The 17,536-nt window shown below is 55.8% G+C and carries 15 protein-coding genes; 5 read left to right on the forward strand and 10 right to left on the reverse strand.

The genetic code is table 11. The annotated features are described in order from the left end of the window. Nucleotides 1-13: 13 nt before the first annotated feature. Together ftsH and rlmE are read right to left on the reverse strand one after the other, a co-directional pair. Nucleotides 14-2,032: an ATP-dependent zinc metalloprotease FtsH gene (gene ftsH / locus ACT3TC_RS13105; RefSeq protein WP_444640320.1), complete on the reverse strand. Its 2,019-nt coding sequence runs from the start codon at nt 2,030-2,032 to the stop codon at nt 14-16. Nucleotides 2,033-2,236: 204 nt separating this feature from the next. Beyond that, nucleotides 2,237-2,884 carry a 23S rRNA (uridine(2552)-2'-O)-methyltransferase RlmE gene (gene rlmE / locus ACT3TC_RS13110; RefSeq protein ID WP_172117600.1) on the reverse strand — a complete coding sequence of 216 codons (648 nt, stop codon included), beginning with the start codon at nt 2,882-2,884 and terminating at the stop codon, nt 2,237-2,239. Between the two features lie 115 nt (nt 2,885-2,999). Between rlmE and yhbY the strand changes: the two genes are divergently transcribed. Further along, complete coding sequence (gene yhbY / locus ACT3TC_RS13115; protein ID WP_087108709.1) at nt 3,000-3,326, forward strand: ribosome assembly RNA-binding protein YhbY; 327 nt, start codon at nt 3,000-3,002, stop codon at nt 3,324-3,326. 128 nt (nt 3,327-3,454) lie between these two features. Here yhbY and greA read toward each other — a convergent pair whose 3' ends face one another. The 3 genes from greA to carA form a co-directional block, all read right to left on the reverse strand. After that, nucleotides 3,455-3,931 (reverse strand): transcription elongation factor GreA, encoded by a 477-nt coding sequence (gene greA / locus ACT3TC_RS13120; RefSeq protein WP_444640321.1) that lies wholly within the window; start codon nt 3,929-3,931, stop codon nt 3,455-3,457. Continuing rightward, nucleotides 3,928-7,158, reverse strand: coding sequence for a carbamoyl-phosphate synthase large subunit (carB, locus tag ACT3TC_RS13125; RefSeq protein ID WP_444640322.1), 3,231 nt, complete (start codon nt 7,156-7,158; stop codon nt 3,928-3,930). Before carB ends, greA begins: the two co-directional genes overlap by 4 nt. A 69-nt stretch (nt 7,159-7,227) precedes the next feature. After that, the gene (carA, locus tag ACT3TC_RS13130; RefSeq protein ID WP_444640344.1) at nt 7,228-8,373 is read right to left on the reverse strand and encodes a glutamine-hydrolyzing carbamoyl-phosphate synthase small subunit; all 1,146 of its coding nucleotides are present in this window, start codon (nt 8,371-8,373) and stop codon (nt 7,228-7,230) included. Between the two features lie 45 nt (nt 8,374-8,418). Between carA and ACT3TC_RS13135 the strand changes: the two genes are divergently transcribed. Beyond that, complete coding sequence (locus ACT3TC_RS13135) at nt 8,419-8,643, forward strand: hypothetical protein (RefSeq protein ID WP_444628504.1); 225 nt, start codon at nt 8,419-8,421, stop codon at nt 8,641-8,643. A gap of 243 nt (nt 8,644-8,886) precedes the next feature. Here the strand turns inward: ACT3TC_RS13135 and dapB are convergent, their stop codons facing one another. Both dapB and ACT3TC_RS13145 read right to left on the reverse strand, forming a co-directional pair. Then, nucleotides 8,887-9,690 (reverse strand): 4-hydroxy-tetrahydrodipicolinate reductase, encoded by an 804-nt coding sequence (gene dapB, locus ACT3TC_RS13140; RefSeq protein ID WP_172117603.1) that lies wholly within the window; start codon nt 9,688-9,690, stop codon nt 8,887-8,889. 161 nt (nt 9,691-9,851) lie between these two features. Beyond that, the gene (locus ACT3TC_RS13145; RefSeq protein WP_193056522.1) at nt 9,852-10,136 is read right to left on the reverse strand and encodes a DUF2218 domain-containing protein; all 285 of its coding nucleotides are present in this window, start codon (nt 10,134-10,136) and stop codon (nt 9,852-9,854) included. Between the two features lie 283 nt (nt 10,137-10,419). On the opposite strand from ACT3TC_RS13145, the gene ACT3TC_RS13150 reads away from it, so the two are divergent. Genes ACT3TC_RS13150 through ACT3TC_RS13160 form a run of 3 tightly spaced genes read left to right on the forward strand, consistent with a single transcriptional unit; the run spans nt 10,420 to nt 13,350 of the window. Beyond that, a complete protein-coding gene (locus ACT3TC_RS13150; RefSeq protein WP_444640323.1) occupies nt 10,420-11,547 on the forward strand; it encodes an ABC transporter substrate-binding protein in 1,128 nt (375 codons plus the stop codon). Next, the gene (locus ACT3TC_RS13155; protein WP_172117604.1) at nt 11,537-12,607 is read left to right on the forward strand and encodes a FecCD family ABC transporter permease; all 1,071 of its coding nucleotides are present in this window, start codon (nt 11,537-11,539) and stop codon (nt 12,605-12,607) included. The genes ACT3TC_RS13150 and ACT3TC_RS13155 overlap by 11 nt, the downstream gene beginning before the upstream one ends. Next, nucleotides 12,601-13,350 carry an ABC transporter ATP-binding protein gene (locus ACT3TC_RS13160; protein ID WP_444640324.1) on the forward strand — a complete coding sequence of 250 codons (750 nt, stop codon included), beginning with the start codon at nt 12,601-12,603 and terminating at the stop codon, nt 13,348-13,350. Before ACT3TC_RS13155 ends, ACT3TC_RS13160 begins: the two co-directional genes overlap by 7 nt. Here the strand turns inward: ACT3TC_RS13160 and ACT3TC_RS13165 are convergent. From ACT3TC_RS13165 to dnaK, 3 genes are all read right to left on the reverse strand, one after another. Next, complete coding sequence (locus ACT3TC_RS13165; protein ID WP_444640325.1) at nt 13,328-14,227, reverse strand: DMT family transporter; 900 nt, start codon at nt 14,225-14,227, stop codon at nt 13,328-13,330. The genes ACT3TC_RS13160 and ACT3TC_RS13165 overlap by 23 nt on opposite strands. A gap of 98 nt (nt 14,228-14,325) precedes the next feature. Next, nucleotides 14,326-15,477 carry a molecular chaperone DnaJ gene (dnaJ, locus tag ACT3TC_RS13170; RefSeq protein ID WP_172117607.1) on the reverse strand — a complete coding sequence of 384 codons (1,152 nt, stop codon included), beginning with the start codon at nt 15,475-15,477 and terminating at the stop codon, nt 14,326-14,328. 111 nt (nt 15,478-15,588) lie between these two features. Next, a complete protein-coding gene (gene dnaK / locus ACT3TC_RS13175) occupies nt 15,589-17,520 on the reverse strand; it encodes a molecular chaperone DnaK (RefSeq protein WP_444640326.1) in 1,932 nt (643 codons plus the stop codon). Nucleotides 17,521-17,536: the final 16 nt, after the last annotated feature.

The following is a 17,536-nucleotide window of genomic DNA, read 5'->3' on the forward strand; positions in this document are numbered from 1 at the left end:
TGGCCGGAGCGTATCAGGAGCCCGTTGAACCACCTAGCGGGTCAGAGGGGCGTCGGCGAGGCTTGTCATCATCCTCGTCACCCTCATCCCCTGAAGCACCATCACCAGACGCATGATCAGTGGCGTTCGATGAATCGTTCTGCGTCGTCGGTGCGTCATCGCTAACGGGCGTGCCACCACCCGGTGAGTCACCGTCGTTCCAACCTTCCGGCGGACGCGGGTCACGGCCTTCCATAATATCTTTCAGCTGGTCGGCATCGATGGTTTCGTACTTCATCAACGCTTCGGTCATGGCTTCCAGTTTATCGCGATTATCGGTCAGGATCTGACGCGCCTGCTCATAACAATCGTCAATAATCTTGCGTACTTCTTTATCAAGACGCGTCGTTGTGTCACCCGACTTCATCTTGCTGCCGCCTTGGCCCGGGCCACCGAGAAACTGATGTGACTCATCTTCGTCGTACATGATCGGGCCCATCTCGTCTGACAGCCCCCATTTCGCGACCATGTTATGAGCCAGTTCGGTAGCGCGCTTGATGTCATTAGAAGCACCGGTGGTGACACCGTTGGCCCCCAGCGTCATCTCTTCAGCGATACGGCCACCGAACAGCGAACAAATCTGGCTAAGAATCTGCTGACGCGACAGGCTATAACGGTCTTCCTCGGGCAGGAACATGGTGACACCCAATGCCCGGCCGCGCGGAATAATCGTTACCTTGTAGACCGGATCATGCTCAGGCATCACCAGGCCGATAATCGCATGGCCCGATTCGTGATAAGCCGTATTCAGCTTCTCTTTATCGGTCATGACCATCGATTTGCGCTCAGCGCCCATCATGATCTTGTCTTTGGCAAGCTCCAGCTCTTCCATGCTAACCAGACGCTTGTTACGGCGTGCAGCAAACAGCGCGGATTCGTTAACCAGATTAGCCAAATCGGCGCCAGAGAAGCCTGGCGTACCGCGAGCAATGATCGACGGCTTCACGTCTTCTGCCAGCGGCACTTTGCGCAGGTGAACGCCCAGAATATGTTCACGGCCACGAATATCCGGCAAGCCAACGGTTACCTGACGGTCAAAGCGGCCTGGACGCAGCAGCGCCGGGTCGAGTACGTCCGGGCGGTTGGTGGCGGCAATCACGATAACGCCTTCGTTGGCTTCAAAGCCGTCCATTTCAACCAGTAGTTGGTTGAGCGTCTGCTCGCGCTCGTCGTTACCGCCACCCATACCAGCACCGCGTGACCGGCCAACCGCGTCAATCTCGTCGATAAAGATGATGCAGGGCGCCTGCTTCTTGGCCTGCTCGAACATGTCACGCACGCGAGACGCACCGACACCCACGAACATTTCAACGAAGTCAGAGCCTGAAATCGAGAAGAACGGCACCTTGGCTTCACCGGCAATCGATTTTGCCAGCAGCGTTTTACCGGTACCCGGCGGGCCCACCATCAATACACCGCGAGGGATCGTACCGCCCAGGCGCTGGAATTTCGTTGGATCGCGCAGGAAGTCGACAAGCTCTTCCACTTCCTCTTTCGCTTCATCACAACCGGCTACATCGGCAAACGTGGTTTTGATCTGGTCCTGAGAAAGCAGCTTGGCCTTGGACTTGCCAAAGCTCATCGGGCCGCCTTTACCGCCACCAGCACCGCCCTGCATCTGGCGCATAAAGAACATAAAGATGGCCAGGATCAACAGAATCGGGAAGCTTGCGATCAGCAGGCGCATCCAGATGCTTTGCTGCTCTGGCGCTTTACCCACAACCGTTACATTATTGCTTAGCAGGTCATCCATCAGCTTGGGGTCTTCAGCCGCCGGACGAATCGTCTGGAACTGCGAACCGTCCGTACGCTCACCGCTAATGGTATAGCCATCAATGGTAACGCTACGCACCTGCTGATTTTGCACCTGCTCCACAAACTGGGAGTAATTGGTGCTTTGGGGAGCGCTTTCGGTACTAAAATTGTTGAACACTGTCAGTAGCACAGCCGCGATGACCAGCCACAGAATCAGGTTCTTCGCCATATCGTTCAAGGGGCTACCCTCATTACAAGAATCCGTCAGTTAAACGCCAATACTGAGACCTTACACCAGTACCTGGCGTTCAACCATTGCCAAAGCACTATTAACTTTGGGCCATCTGTATCACGCTTATCTCATGCGTATAATGTGACACACCTTGCGCCTGCCTGTCTGGCAATCGCGATGATAAATCTTTGCTATGCACGACCTGTCAGTTTAGCCGCGAAACCCCTCCGCTAGAAAGTAGACTTCCCGCGAACGAGCCCGCGAGGCATCTGGCTTACGGATCACGACACGATCAAAACTGCCGCGCAATTCTTTAAGGTAGGCGTCAAATCCTTCCCCCTGAAACACCTTGGCCAGAAAGCGGCCTTTGGGGGGCAGTGTCTCACGGGCGAGCTCTAGCGCCAGCTCTACAAGGTACATAGCCTGAGGCTGGTCAATCGCAGCCATACCACTCATATTGGGGGCCATGTCGGACATCACAAGGTCTACCTGACGATTTCCCAGCCGTTCAAGAATCGCATTAAGCACCGACTCTTCCGTAAAATCGCCTTGAATAAAGTCCACCCCTGCCAGCGCGTCCATCTCCAGTATGTCAGAGGCGATCACCACACCGTCCATACCGACTTTCTCAGCGGCGATCTGGCTCCAACCGCCAGGCGCCGCGCCCAGATCAATGATCGTCATGCCCGGGCGAAGCAGCTTATCTTTTTCATCCAGCTCCAGCAGTTTATAGCTTGCGCGAGAGCGATAACCATCCTGCCAACTCTGTTTCACGTACTGGTCGTCAAAGTGCTCTTTCTTCCAGTTGTTGCTGGTTTTGCTCACTGAATGTTTACGACTCGGGGGCTTTTGCTGCATATCAGAATCTAACACTGCAATATAGAGATGGGCGCATTAACGCGATAGCTTTCACTTGGTGGCATTTCACCGTAAGATGGAACGTTAAGCGCTAACCGGGATACCGCAAGATACCATGAGCTTGTCACAGGCACAAAAGAAAGCATTTCGCAGCATTGGCCACCATTTGAACCCAGTGGTCACCGTTTCTGAAAACGGCGTCTCCGAAAATTTGCTCACAGAACTCAACCGCGCGCTCAACGATCACGAGCTTATCAAGGTAAAACTTGCCCTGCCTGAGCGTGACGACCGTGCGGCCATGCTAAACGAACTGGTCACCGGCAGCCGCGCCGACGTCGTGCAAACGATTGGTAAAATGGCACTGCTTTATCGCAAAAACCCTAAAGCCAATCCGAAGCTCTCTAACGTTTCACGCTTCGAGGGTCATCACGGCCGCCACTAACGCGTCACTGCTTGGCTGTTACAAAGAGCGATAAAAAGCCCGCGACTCGGTTGATATCAACCTGATAAGCGGGCTTTTTTATGGGCGCCCATTAAGCTGGGCACCCACTAACTCTATAGACCTAGCGCTTAGACATATTCAACGCTTTCGATCTCATACTCAACGTCACCACCGGGTGTTTTCACCACGGCAACGTCGCCCTCCTCTTTACCGATCAACGCACGTGCAATCGGGGACGTGACAGAAATGCGGCCAGACTTAATATCTGCCTCATCTTCACCCACAATGCGGTAGGTCACGCTGGCATCCGTATCCAGGTTGAGCAGAGCGACCGTGACACCAAAGATCACTTTCCCTGTATTCGGCAGCTTGGTGACATCAATCACCTGCGCTACCGAAAGCTTGCTCTCGATTTCCTGAATACGACCTTCGATAAACCCCTGTTGTTCACGGGCAGCGTGGTATTCGGCGTTCTCCTTAAGGTCGCCGTGCTCACGCGCTTCGGCAATCGACGCAATCACTCGCGGGCGTGCTTCGCCCTTCAAATGATTGAGTTCTTCGCGAAGGCTTTTTTCACCCGCAACCGTCATCGGGACCTTGTTCATTGACTTGCTCCTGCATGCAGATCCTGAAGGCGACGCACCGTAATCTCCCTACCGTACTCAAGTGCCATACAAACGGCATTAGCGCCCGCCAAGGTGGTTGCATAGGGCACCTTGCGCGCAAGAGCAGTACGGCGAATGACCGAAGAGTCATTTATAGCCTGACGACCTTCGGTAGTGTTCACGATGTAGGCGATTTCGTCGTTCTTAAGCAGATCGACGATATGGGGACGACCTTCATAGACTTTATTGACGTGCTCGACCGCAAGCCCAGCGGCTTCCAGTGCTTCGGCTGTGCCGCGTGTCGCGCATAGTGTGAAGCCTAATGTTAGCAGAGAACGAGCGACTTCGATAATCCCCGCCTTGTCCGGCTCACGCACGGAAAGGAACGCCTTGCGATCCCCCTCAAGCGCCGGGATTGCTTCGCCAGCACCCAACTGCGCCTTAAAGAATGCTTCTGCAAAGGTCTCGCCTGAACCCATTACTTCACCGGTGGACTTCATTTCCGGCGACAGAATCGGGTCAACGCCCTGGAACTTATTGAACGGGAAAACCGCCTCTTTCACGCTATAGAAGTGCGGAATGATTTCGCGCTCAAAACCCTGCTCGGCAAGTGTCGTGCCCGCCATGCAGCGTGCCGCAATCTGGGCCAGCGAGGTACCAATACACTTGGACACAAACGGCACGGTACGCGACGCACGCGGGTTAACTTCAATCACGTAGATCTCGCCATCCTGCCAGGCCAACTGCACGTTCATTAAGCCCTTTACGCCCAGCTCCACGGCCATCTGCTTGACCTGCTCGCGCATTTCATCCTGCACATCGGCGGGCAGCGAGTAAGGCGGCAGCGCGCAGGCGGAGTCACCGGAGTGAACGCCCGCTTGCTCGACGTGCTGCATAATGCCGCCAATGACTACCTGCTGGCCGTCTGATACCGCATCAATGTCGATCTCAATGGCAGCACTCAGGAAGTGGTCCAGCAGCACCGGTGAGTCGTTGGAAACCTTGACCGCATTGGTCATGTAGTTCTCAAGCTCGGAGGCGTCGTAGACGATCTCCATGGCCCGACCGCCCAACACGTAGCTGGGGCGCACGACCAGTGGGTAACCAATGGTTTCCGCCTTGGCGAAGGCTTCTTCAAAGCTGCGTGCGGTAGCGTTAGGCGGCTGTTTCAGGCCAAGCTTGTCAATCATCACCTGGAAGCGCTCGCGGTCTTCAGCACGGTCAATCGCATCCGGTGTGGTGCCGATAATTGGCACACCAGCCGCTTCCAGCTCACGAGCCAGTTTCAGCGGCGTTTGACCACCGAACTGAACAATCACGCCAACCGGCTTCTCTTTGTCAGCAATTTCAAGCACGTCTTCCAGCGTTACCGGCTCGAAGTAGAGGCGATCAGAGGTGTCATAATCCGTCGACACGGTTTCCGGGTTGCAGTTGACCATGATGGTTTCATAGCCGTCATCGCGCATGGCGAAGGCGGCGTGCACACAGCAGTAGTCAAACTCGATGCCTTGACCAATACGGTTCGGCCCGCCACCCAGCACCATGATCTTCTGGCGATCAGATACGTCCGCTTCACACTCCTCTTCATAGGTGGAGTACATGTAGGCGGTATCAGAAGCGAACTCGGCAGCGCAGGTATCCACGCGCTTGTAGACCGGCCGAACACCAGCGGCCTGACGCGTTTGGCGGAACTCTTTTTCGCTCACGTTCAGCAGCGTGGCCAGGCGCGCATCACCAAAGCCTTTGCGCTTGAGCTGATAGAGTTCGCGCGCAGAGAAATCGCTTAGCGAGCGTTTGGCAACAGCGGCTTCGGTCAGTACCAGGTCTTCCATCTGGACCAGGAACCAGGGGTCGATATTGGTCAGTGCGAAGACGTCATCCACGCTCATACCTGAACGCATGGCATCGGCCACATAGAAGATACGCTCAGCGCCTGCCGCCTGAAGCTCCCCCTTGATCAGGGCCATATTTTCCGGGTTGAAATCGGTAATAATCGGGTCGAGACCGTCGTTACCGGTTTCCGTACCGCGCAGTGCTTTTTGCAGCGACTCCTGGAAGGTACGGCCAATGGCCATGACCTCGCCCACCGACTTCATCTGAGTCGTCAGGCGATCATTGGCCTGCGGAAACTTCTCAAATGTGAAGCGCGGGATCTTGGTGACCACGTAGTCGATAGACGGCTCGAACGACGCTGGCGTGCGTCCACCGGTAATATCGTTTTGCAGCTCATCCAGGGTGTAGCCAATCGCCAGCTTGGCGGCAATTTTGGCAATCGGGAAGCCGGTTGCCTTGGACGCCAGTGCGGAAGAGCGTGACACCCGCGGGTTCATCTCGATCACGACCAGGCGGCCGGTTTTCGGGTCCATTCCGAACTGCACGTTGGAGCCACCGGTTTCTACGCCAATCTCGCGCAGCACCGCAAGGCTTGCGTCGCGCATGATCTGGTACTCTTTGTCCGTCAGCGTTTGCGCCGGTGCGACAGTAATCGAGTCGCCGGTATGCACACCCATCGGGTCAAAGTTTTCAATCGCGCAGACAATAATGCAGTTATCTTTTTTGTCGCGCACGACCTCCATTTCATACTCTTTCCAACCCAGCAGCGACTCATCAATCAGCAGCTCGTGGTTGTTGGAAAGCTCGAAACCACGCGTACAAATCTCTTCAAACTCTTCCTTGTTGTACGCCACGCCGCCACCGGAGCCGCCCATGGTGTAGGAGGGCCGAATAATGGTCGGAAAGCCAAGCTCGGCTTGAATTTCCCACGCTTCGTCCATGGTGTGCGCGACTTTCGCTTTCGGGCACTCAAGGCCAATACGCTTCATGGCCTGGTCAAACAGGTCGCGGTCTTCGGCCATGTTGATGGCGTCGGCGTTGGCACCGATCATCTCCACGCCGTGCTTTTCCAACACGCCATGTTTTTCCAGATCCAGCGCACAGTTAAGCGCGGTCTGACCGCCCATGGTGGGCAGAATAGCATCGGGCTTTTCAGCCTCGATGATCTTCTCAACGGCCTGCCAGGTAATCGGCTCAATGTAGGTAGCATCCGCCATGGCCGGGTCGGTCATGATGGTGGCCGGGTTGGAGTTCACCAAAATAACCCGGAACCCCTCCTCGCGCAGCGCCTTACACGCCTGGGCGCCGGAGTAGTCGAATTCGCAGGCCTGGCCGATAACAATCGGGCCAGCGCCAATGATCAAAATACTGTTTAAGTCGGTACGCTTAGGCATAACGGTTCCCGCAAAAAATGGTGACGAAGAGCGACAAAAGCGGCATACAGTGATGAAGCAGAGCCTGCGTTAGCGGCGTGCCTGCATCATCGTGATGAAGCGATCAAACAGCGGCGCTACATCACGCGGGCCGGGGCTGGCTTCCGGGTGACCCTGAAAACTAAATGCGGGTCGGTCGGTGCGCTCAATACCCTGCAGCGTGCCGTCGAACAGCGAACGATGGGTAGCGCGCAAATTGGCCGGAAGACTCGTTTCATCGGCGGCAAAACCATGGTTCTGGCTGGTGATCATCACAGCGCCCGTGTCCAAATCCTGAACCGGGTGGTTAGCACCGTGGTGGCCATGGTTCATTTTGACGGTTTTGGCACCCGAGGCGAGCGCGAGCAACTGGTGGCCCAGGCAAATACCGAATACCGGCGTGTCCGTTTCGAGTACATCCTGAATGGCTTTGATGGCGTAATCGCAGGGCTCGGGGTCACCTGGGCCGTTGGCCAGGAAAACACCGTCCGGATTCAGCGCCAGCACGTCAGCGGCGGGCGTTTGCGCGGGCACCACCGTCAGGCGGCAGCCGCGGGCAGCCAGCATGCGCAGAATGTTGAATTTCACGCCGTAATCAAACGCCACAACATGGTAAGGGCGCTCGCCTTTCGTTGCATCCGCATAGCCTTCGCCCAGCGTCCACTCACCTTCTGTCCACTCATAAGCCTCTTTGCAGGAGACTTCTTTGGCCAGGTCCATACCTTTCAAACCAGGAAAGGCGTTGGCGGCCGCCAACGCGCGCTCAACGGCGTCATCACCTTGTGCGTCTTCGCCTGCCAAAATCGCACCGTTCTGGGCACCTTTATCGCGCAAAATACGCGTCAGGCGGCGGGTATCAATATCAGCGATACCCACAACGTTTTGGCTTGCCAGGTAGTCAGACAGCGTTTGCTCAGAGCGGAAACTGCTGGCCATCAGGGGCAAGTCGCGGATAACCAAACCGGCGGCGGCAATAGAAGCTGACTCAATGTCTTCAGCGTTAATGCCGGTATTGCCGATATGGGGATAAGTGAGCGTTACGATTTGGCGGGTATAGGAGGGGTCAGTCAGGATTTCTTGATAGCCGGTCATGGCTGTATTGAACACTACCTCACCGCTTGTTAATCCGTCCGCGCCAATGGCGATTCCATGAAACACGCTGCCGTCTTCCAGGGCCAAAATCGCAGGTTTGCTCAATGCGGGGTTATTCAAGTCAAGGTCCTCCCATGCTGGTGGGAGCCTGTGGGCGCAGGCTCAGCGATGCTGGTTGAAAGCATCCGCAGGATGCCCTCACCAGAATCGAGATTAATGTTTGAAGTCTGGTTTTTTAAACCCGGTGTTGAAACCCAGCTACCAAAACTTCAGTATCAAATGCTTAAAACTCGGGTCGTAAAAAAGCGGGACGAAGCCGATAAAGAAAAAATCGGTTTCATCCCGCTTGTTGTTCTGGGCATCTCAGGTCTGTGATCAGGCCTATATGCCAAAGGCAATACAGACGCTGTAGCTAATTTCGCTGTCACTAAATTCGCACTAACGAACCTGAGCAGGCAGTGGGCTGACCAACGCAACAAGCGCGCCGTCTGTTTTTCATGGGCCACCCGGCCAAAATTTATGGAATGTTACAGCATATTCTGGCCTTTGACTACCCATAAAAACCCGCAACGCGTGGTGCGCTTCTAAAGCGGGCCAAGACCGATGCGATGCTTCTCACTAAAGCCCTAACACATCCTGCATGTCGTAACGGCCATGCTTTTGGCCTGCGACCCAGCGCGCCGCACGTACAGCGCCTTTGGCAAACGTCATGCGGCTGGAAGCCTTGTGGGTAATTTCGATGCGCTCGCCTTCGGTGGCGAACATCACCGTGTGCTCGCCGACGATATCGCCCGCACGTACAGTGGCAAAGCCAATCTCTTTATCGGTACGCGGACCACACTGACCTACTCGCTCAAACACGCCGTGCTCTTTTAAGGTACGACCGAGGCTATCGGCCACCACTTCGCCCATTTTAATCGCAGTGCCGGAGGGCGCATCCACCTTGTGGCGGTGATGCGACTCGATAATCTCGATATCGTAACCTTCATCGCCCAGCGCTTTAGCAGCGGTTTCCAGAAGCTTGAGCGTGAGATTAACCCCAACGCTCATATTAGGCGCGAACACCATCGCCACTTTATCGCGGTAGCTATCCAGCTGGGCGAGCTCATCATCGCTCATGCCCGTGGTGCCAATCACCATGCACTTATCGTGCTTGGCACAAAATGCCAGATTCGCCAGCGTTACCTGAGGCGCGGTAAAGTCGATCAGCACATCGAAGTCGTTAACGATTGCATCAAGGGAGTCGACTGCGCTAACACCGCGCTTGCCCACGCCCGCTAACTCACCAATATCCGCACCTGCCAACGAGCTGCCTGGCTCGACAATTCCACCGGCGAGCGTCGCGCCAGCATCCTGCTCAATAGCGCTTACCAGCGTACGGCCCATTCGGCCAGCCACGCCTACAATGGCAACTCGGGTCATGCGAACTCCTGCATTTTGCGATCAATTACGTCGAATCAAACTGAATAGTAACCAGGCCGCCATTATAACAGACGCTTCAAGCAGTGCTGTGCTTGTGGTTCAGGCGGCCTGACTTTCCTTGCCGCTGGTTTTCAAAACGCCAGCGTCTAAAACTAAAAGCGTCAGTTTTGCCAAACGACAATCAGTTCCTCGTCTTTCGCCATGCGCACAAGGTGATCTTCCACCACGCCTTCCAACTGATCCAGATGCTCCTCTTCCAGAGCTTCGATAGACACCAGCAACTTGTCAGCTTCTGCGTGCAACAAGCAGGTGCCTTTGTCAGGAAATACAATCCTGCCCTCCTGCTGGCTGTGCTCAACCTCCAACTTATGCGCCCAGTGCTTGCAAAGCCGGTTAATGATGCGCTCGCCTGATGCAGTCGCAATTTCAGCACGTGATAAAGGCATAGTATTCTCCACTGGATAAAGGGTGTTACCCCTAGCTTATGGTTAACAGGGATAGCCGCCAAACAGTTAAATGCCTTGATAGCGCAACAGCGTGTTCAGCATCTCTGAAAAATGTTCTCACCGTAACAGATGTCATCTCGACAGCTACATCGGATTCCATGATAATGCATCACTATGAGAATGCGAATTATACCCAAAAACTTCATATTCGATGCTATGCGCTGACACCAGCTCCAGCCTGGCGCACTGACAACCGACCCACCCACAAGTGATCAATACGCTTATGACGTCCTCTCTTTTAAAAACGCTGATAAGTACGGCAGCGGTTGTGAGCTGCACTGCGGCAGCGGCAGACCCTGTTACCGTTACCGATGTTACCGGCCGTGAAGTCACACTGGAGGCGCCCGCTGAGCGTGTTATCCTGGGTGAGGGTCGTCAGATCTACTTGCTCGGCCTACTGGAGCCTGAAGCCCCGTTTGCGCATATCGTCGGCTGGCGCGAAGATTTTTTCCAAGCAGACCCTGATAACTACGCCCGCTACGCGGAACGCTTTCCTGAAATTGAAGCTCTGCCAACGTTTGGCGGCTTTAAAGACGGCACCTTCGACGTTGAGCAGGCCGCCTCGCTTAACCCTGACGTGGTCTTTATGAACCTTGAGGCCAAAGCCGCCACCGAAGATGCCGCCTATGATGACAAACTTGCTCAATTGGGCATTCCGATCATCTACGTCGATTTTCGTGAAGACCCCATCGAGCACACCATCCCCTCCATGCGCATCATGGGCCAGGTCATGAACGACGAAGCGGCAGCTGAGGAGTTTATTGACTTCGCTGAGGCGCAGCTGGCGCGGGTGACCGATGTCATTAACGAAGCGAACCCCGAGCGCCCCAGCGTCTTTATCGACCGCGCGGGTGGCTACTCGGATGAGTGCTGCATGAGCTTTGGGCCCGGCAACTTCGGCGAGTACGTGACACTGGCAGGCGGCATCAATATTGCCGACAGCATCATTCCCGGCAGTTTCGGCACGCTGAATCCTGAGCAGATCATTGCTGCAAACCCTGATCACGTTGTTGTGACCGGCGGTAATTGGGACGCCTACGTACCCGGCGGTGCCTGGGTAGGCGTAGGGCCCGGCTCTGATATGCAAGCCGCTCACGCCAAGCTTGAAGCGCTGACCTCGCGTACCGCCATGACCGGCATCCAGGCGGTGGAAGATGGTAACTTCCACGCTATTTGGCACCAGTTTTACAACAGCCCCTACTACTTCGTGGCCATTCAGCAGCTCGCCAAATGGCTGCACCCATCACTGTTTGAAGATTTAGACCCTGAAGCCACCATGCAGGAGCTTCACGACCGCTTCTTGCCTATTGATTACGAGCCGGGTTACTGGGTATCGCTCCATGACGACTGAGACTATCGCCGCCGACAGCTACTCACAGGGGCGCGCCTTCTACCGCACTCAGGTATTCCGCCGCCAGATGATTCTTCTGGCGCTGGTGGTGGCGCTGCTGTTTAGTCTCTGCGTTGATTTGGCACTGGGGCCAGCCCGCTACAGCCTGGGCGAAGTGGTCGCCGCTCTGCTGACGCCCCAAAGCGTCAGCCAGCAGGCACGTGTCATTCTCTGGGAAATCCGCATGCCGGTGGCACTGATGGCCCTGGTGGTGGGCGCCAGCCTTTCGGTAGCCGGCGCGCAGATGCAAACCATTCTAAGCAACCCGCTGGCCAGCCCCTTTACGCTGGGCATTTCCGCTGGGGCAAGCTTTGGCGCCGCCCTTGGGCTTGCCTTCGGCGTGGCGATTGTGCCCACTGCCATTGAGTTCGTGGTGCCGCTTAACGCCTTTATCATGGCCATGTTCACCGCGTTTCTCATCCACGCGCTGAGCCTTAAACGCGGCGTGACGGTGGAAACCATCGTACTGCTCGGCATCGCCATGGTGTTCATCTTCAACTCACTAATGGCGCTGATCCAGTTTTTTGCAAGCCAGGAAGCCGTCTCGGCAGTGGTGTTCTGGACCATGGGCAGCTTAACCAAAGCGACATGGCCCAAATTCTGGATTGCGCTGGGCATTCTTGCCGCCGTTATGCCGCTGCTTGCCCGTCACGGCTGGGCGCTAACCGCCATGCGTCTGGGCGATGCCAAGGCCGAAAGCATGGGCGTTAACCCGCGTGCGCTGCGTTTGGAAGTGCTGGTGCTGGTATCGCTGCTTGCCGCAGTGGCCGTGGCGTTTGTGGGCACTATCGGTTTTATCGGCCTAGTGGGGCCGCATATTGCGCGCATCCTGCTGGGTGAAGACCAACGCTTCTTCCTGCCGGGTTCAGCACTTTGCGGTGCACTGATTCTTTCGGTGGGCTCGGTGATCTCCAAGATTATTATTCCAGGCACGATTATTCCCATCGGTATTATCACATCGCTGGTGGGCATTCCCTTCTTCCTGTTTCTGGTGCTCAACCACAAGAAGGCTTCATGGTAACCCTACAGCTAACCCGCGTTTCGGCCCGCTACGGGCGCCGCTCAATTCTGGAAGATATCACGACACCCTGCTTTCAAGGCGGTCAAGTCGTTGCCCTGCTGGGCCCTAACGCCGCCGGGAAATCGACGCTTTTCAGGCGTATTCTAGGCCTGCTGAAAGGCGAAGGTGACGTCGCTATTCGCCATACAAACGCCGAGCGCCCGGTGGCCTATATGCCCCAGGACACCGGCGCCAAAGCGGTATTGACGGTTTATGAGTCGGTGCTGCTCGCACGCATGCAAGGACGCAGCCTGAAAGTGCAGCCAGAGGATCTGGCCCAGGTGGACCGGGCCCTTGAAGAGCTTAATATCACGCCACTTGGCGAGCGTGACATCGGCGATTTAAGCGGCGGCCAACGCCAGTTGGTCAGCGCGGCACAGGCACTGGTACAAGAGCCCGAGATTTTGATGTTGGATGAACCCACGTCGGCGTTGGACCTTAACCGCCAGATCAACCTGCTAACGGTTTTGCGCCGCTTGGCAGATGAGCGCCAGATGCTGATTCTGGTGGCGCTCCACGATTTAGGCCATGCGCTGCGCTTTACCGATGCCTCCATGGTGCTTGAAAACGGCCGCCTGATCGCATGCGGCCCCACCGAAGAGGTCATTACTCCTGAGCTTTTGCGCCAGGTGTACAAGGTCGCGGCACGTATCGAGCCGTGCTCGAAAGGCCGCCCCCAGCTTATCGTCGAAGAAGCTGTCTAAACCGCCGCCCTTCCAGGGCGGCGAGCGCCACCCCACTGAGCATCAAGGGAAGCGCCAGCAAAAAATTACTTGATACCGGAATACCGAACAGCACCCAGTCGGCGGCTACTGGCCAAATCAGCGCAATGTACTCAAACGGTGCAAGCCGCGATGCCTCGGCATAGCGAAGTGCCAGCGTCATGGCAATATGCGCCGCACCACCAAACAGCCCCGAGAGCACCAACAGCCAAAGGGCCTTTGTATCCAGCGCCGCCCACCCCAACGGCAGCGTGGCCAGCCCCGCAAGCGCAGACACCAAAATAAAGTAAAAGGCGATAGAAGCTGCTGTTTCAGTACGTGAAATGCGCCTAACGGTAAGCAGCGCCCCTGCCGTTAAAAGTGCGCTTAGCGCGCCCAACACATAGCCGGTCATCAGGCCACTTTCAGAGCTGGCATTAAGGCCAGGCAGTACCAGCACCGCCATACCGGCAAGCGCCAACAAAATGGCCCCAGCGCGATAAAACGAGAACCGCTCACCCAGCAATAGCACCCCGCCCACCGCCATAAACACCGGCGTTAGCTGAGCCAACAGCGTTGCCTCGGCAACGGGCAGCAGTGCGACCGCCGCAAACGAGGCAAACATCGCCGCCGCCCCCAACCCCGAACGCAGCGCATGGCCCAACGGACGACGCGTCGCCAGCCCTCCCGGGAACTCCCGGCGAATCATCAGAAAAGCCATAATCGGCAACAGCGCAAACAACGAGCGGAAAAACACCGACTGCCCCACCGGCACGTCATCACTCACCGCTTTAATACACACCAACATGCCGGTAAACAGCAGACCGGAAAGAATTCTGAGCCAAATGCCCAACGTGGGCTTGTCCTGCAAGCTATCCATTACGCTTTATGTTCCTTAAACGTCAAAAACCCCCGGCCTGGGCCGAGGGTCTACGGAACCTAACATTGTACAATTACGTTAGGGCAGTCACACCAAAATCAGGACTTCATCTCTTCAAAGAACTTCTTCACACTGTCGAAGAAGCCAGTTTTCTTGGGTGAGTGGCTATTGCTGCCTTCCAGGCTTTCCTGGAATTTACGCAGCAAATCGCGCTGTTCTTCACCCAGGTTGACCGGGGTTTCGATAACGACTTTGCAGAGCAGGTCGCCCGGCGCACCACCGCGCACTGGTTTGACACCTTTGCCGCGTAGACGGAAGAGTTTGCCGGTTTGCGTCTCCGGTGGAATCTTCAGCTTCACACGGCCATCCAGCGTAGGCACTTCAAGCTCGCCACCCAGCGCTGCATCAACAAAGTTGATCGGTACGTCGCAGTGCAGGTTTTTACCATCGCGCTGGAAGATATGGTGCGCTTTGATAGAAACCTGAACGTAAAGGTCGCCCGCTGGGCCACCATTAACGCCGCTTTCGCCTTCGCCGTTCAGACGAATGCGATCACCGGTATCAACACCCGGCGGAATCTTCACAGAGAGCGTACGCGTTTCACGCACACGGCCTTCGCCATTACATTTGTGGCACGGCACTTTGATGTGCTGGCCGCTACCGTGACAGGTCGGGCAGGTTTGCTGTACCGCGAAAAAGCCCTGCTGCATACGCACTTGGCCGTGGCCATGACACGTGGGGCAGGTTTCCTTGGAAGAGCCTGGCTCAGCGCCGTCGCCATCACAGCGGTCACACTCAATGTGGCGTGGCACACGGATGTCGACAGTGGTACCGGCTACCGCACTCTCAAGGTCCAACTCCAGGTTGTAGCGAAGGTCGGAGCCACGTGCGGGCGCATTAGGACCACGACGGCGGCCGCCGCCCGCGCCACCGAAAATATCACCAAACACATCGCCGAAGATGTCGCTAAAGTCACCCGCGCCACCACCACCGAAACCGCCGCCACCAAAGCCACCGCCCTGGCCATCAACACCGGCATGACCAAACTGGTCGTACGCCGCACGTTTTTCGCCATCGCTAAGCACTTCGTAAGCTTCTGACACTTCGCGGAATTTTTCCGAGGCAGTATCATCGTCCGGGTTTCGATCAGGGTGGAATTTTTGCGCCAGGCGGCGGTAGGCCTTTTTGATCTCTTTCTGATCGGCCCCTTTATCGACACCCAGGACTTCGTAATAATCGCGTTTGGACATGGGTCCTACGCCTCCTGGTTAACTATGCTCTTGATTAGGCGTCTTGACCGCGGAAACAGCAACGCGGGAGTCTCCTCCCGCGTTACCTTCTTCCTTGGTAGAAAGAGGATGTTACGACTGTTTTTTGTCGTCGTTGACTTCTTCGTACTCGGCGTCAACCACGTCATCTTCCTGCTTGGTGCTGGCATCCTCAGCACCTTCATCCGCCTGCTGAGCAGCTTCCGCCTGTTCGGCGTACATCTTCTGCGCCAGCTGACCAGACGCTTCGGTCAGTCCATCCAGTTTCTTCTGGATGTTGTCCGTGTCGTCAGTCTTGACGGCTTCTTCCAGCTCGCTGATCGCGGTTTCGATGGCCTGTTTCTCATCATCCGTCGCTTTGTCGCCCGCTTCTTGCACGGTTTTGCGCGTTGCGTGGATCATGCCGTCAGCCTGGTTACGCAGCTGTACTAACGCTTCGAATTTTTTATCTTCGTCAGCGTGGGCTTCAGCGTCGCGTACCATTTGATCGATCTCTTCATCCGTCAGACCGCTGGACGCTTTAATGACAATCGACTGCTCTTTACCGGTCGCTTTGTCTTTGGCAGAAACGTTCAGAATACCGTTGGCATCCAGGTCAAACGCCACTTCGATCTGCGGAACACCGCGCGGCGCAGGCGGAATATCAGACAAGTCGAAACGACCGAGCGACTTGTTCTGCGTCACTTGCTTACGCTCACCCTGAACGACGTGAATGGTCACGGCCGTCTGGTTATCATCCGCTGTGGAGAAGGTTTGCGTCTTCTTCGTCGGGATGGTGGTGTTCTTGTCGATCAACGGCGTCATCACGCCACCCATCGTTTCGATACCCAGAGTCAGCGGGGTAACGTCCAGCAGCAGTACGTCTTTCACGTCGCCGCCTAGAACGCCACCTTGAATCGCTGCACCTACGGCAACCGCTTCGTCAGGGTTAACGTCTTTACGCGCTTCTTTACCGAAGAAATCAGCGGCTTTCTGCTGCACCATCGGCATACGTGTCTGGCCACCGACCAAGATCACTTCGTCGATTTCAGACGCAGACAGACCCGCATCTTTCAGCGCCATTTTGCAGGGCTCAAGTGAACGCTGAACCAGCTCTTCTACCAGCGATTCCAGCTTGGCACGAGTCACCTTAACGTTAAGGTGTTTCGGGCCAGTGTTGTCAGCCGTGATGTAGGGCAGGTTAACGTCGGTCTGCTGGGCGCTTGAAAGTTCAATTTTAGCTTTTTCAGCGGCTTCTTTCAGACGCTGCATGGCCAGGTTGTCACCCGACAGATCAATACCGCTGTCAGACTTGAACTGGTCGACCAGGTAGTTGATCAGCGCCAAGTCGAAATCTTCACCGCCCAGGAAGGTGTCGCCATTGGTGGCGAGTACTTCAAACTGGGTTTCGCCTTCAACGTCGGCAATTTCGATGATCGAGATATCGAACGTACCGCCACCCAAGTCATAAACGGCGATGGTTTTATCACCGCGTGACTTGTCCATACCGTAGGCGAGTGCGGCTGCGGTCGGCTCGTTGATAATACGCTTAACGTCCAGACCCGCGATGCGGCCTGCATCTTTAGTGGCCTGACGCTGGCTGTCGTTGAAGTAAGCCGGTACGGTGATAACTGCTTCCGTTACCGCTTCGCCGAGGTAATCTTCGGCGGTTTTCTTCATTTTCTTCAGCACTTCCGCACTTACTTGCGGCGGCGCCATTTTTTTACCTTTCACTTCTACCCATGCATCGCCATTGTCAGCTTCAGCGATTTTGTAGGGCACCATCTTGATGTCTTTCTGAACAACGTCGTCTTTAAAGCGACGGCCGATCAGACGCTTGATGGCGTAAAGCGTGTTTTCCGGGTTGGTAACGGCTTGGCGCTTGGCGGCCTGGCCTACCAGAGTTTCGCCGTCATCGGTGTAAGCGATGATCGAAGGCGTGGTACGGCCACCTTCAGCATTCTCGATAACTTTAGCACTGTCGCCATCAAGTACTGCCACACAAGAGTTGGTAGTACCCAGGTCAATACCAATAATGCGTCCCATAGCAAAAACCTCGAAT

The sequence above is a fragment of the Halomonas sp. AOP27-A1-41 genome (assembly GCF_052378605.1).
In the GTDB taxonomy this organism is placed as follows: Bacteria; Pseudomonadota; Gammaproteobacteria; order Pseudomonadales; family Halomonadaceae; genus Vreelandella; species Vreelandella citrativorans.

Coding starts and splice junctions, on each gene's coding strand:
- rlmE (WP_172117600.1), bottom strand. CDS start 2,884: ATGCAGCAAAAGCCCCCGAGTCGTAAACATTCAGTGAGCAAAACCAGC.
- yhbY (WP_087108709.1), top strand. CDS start 3,000: ATGAGCTTGTCACAGGCACAAAAGAAAGCATTTCGCAGCATTGGCCAC.
- greA (WP_444640321.1), bottom strand. CDS start 3,931: ATGAACAAGGTCCCGATGACGGTTGCGGGTGAAAAAAGCCTTCGCGAA.
- carB (WP_444640322.1), bottom strand. CDS start 7,158: ATGCCTAAGCGTACCGACTTAAACAGTATTTTGATCATTGGCGCTGGC.
- dapB (WP_172117603.1), bottom strand. CDS start 9,690: ATGACCCGAGTTGCCATTGTAGGCGTGGCTGGCCGAATGGGCCGTACG.
- ACT3TC_RS13145 (WP_193056522.1), bottom strand. CDS start 10,136: ATGCCTTTATCACGTGCTGAAATTGCGACTGCATCAGGCGAGCGCATC.
- ACT3TC_RS13150 (WP_444640323.1), top strand. CDS start 10,420: ATGACGTCCTCTCTTTTAAAAACGCTGATAAGTACGGCAGCGGTTGTG.
- ACT3TC_RS13155 (WP_172117604.1), top strand. CDS start 11,537: ATGACGACTGAGACTATCGCCGCCGACAGCTACTCACAGGGGCGCGCC.
- ACT3TC_RS13160 (WP_444640324.1), top strand. CDS start 12,601: ATGGTAACCCTACAGCTAACCCGCGTTTCGGCCCGCTACGGGCGCCGC.
- ACT3TC_RS13165 (WP_444640325.1), bottom strand. CDS start 14,227: ATGGATAGCTTGCAGGACAAGCCCACGTTGGGCATTTGGCTCAGAATT.
- dnaJ (WP_172117607.1), bottom strand. CDS start 15,477: ATGTCCAAACGCGATTATTACGAAGTCCTGGGTGTCGATAAAGGGGCC.
- dnaK (WP_444640326.1), bottom strand. CDS start 17,520: ATGGGACGCATTATTGGTATTGACCTGGGTACTACCAACTCTTGTGTG.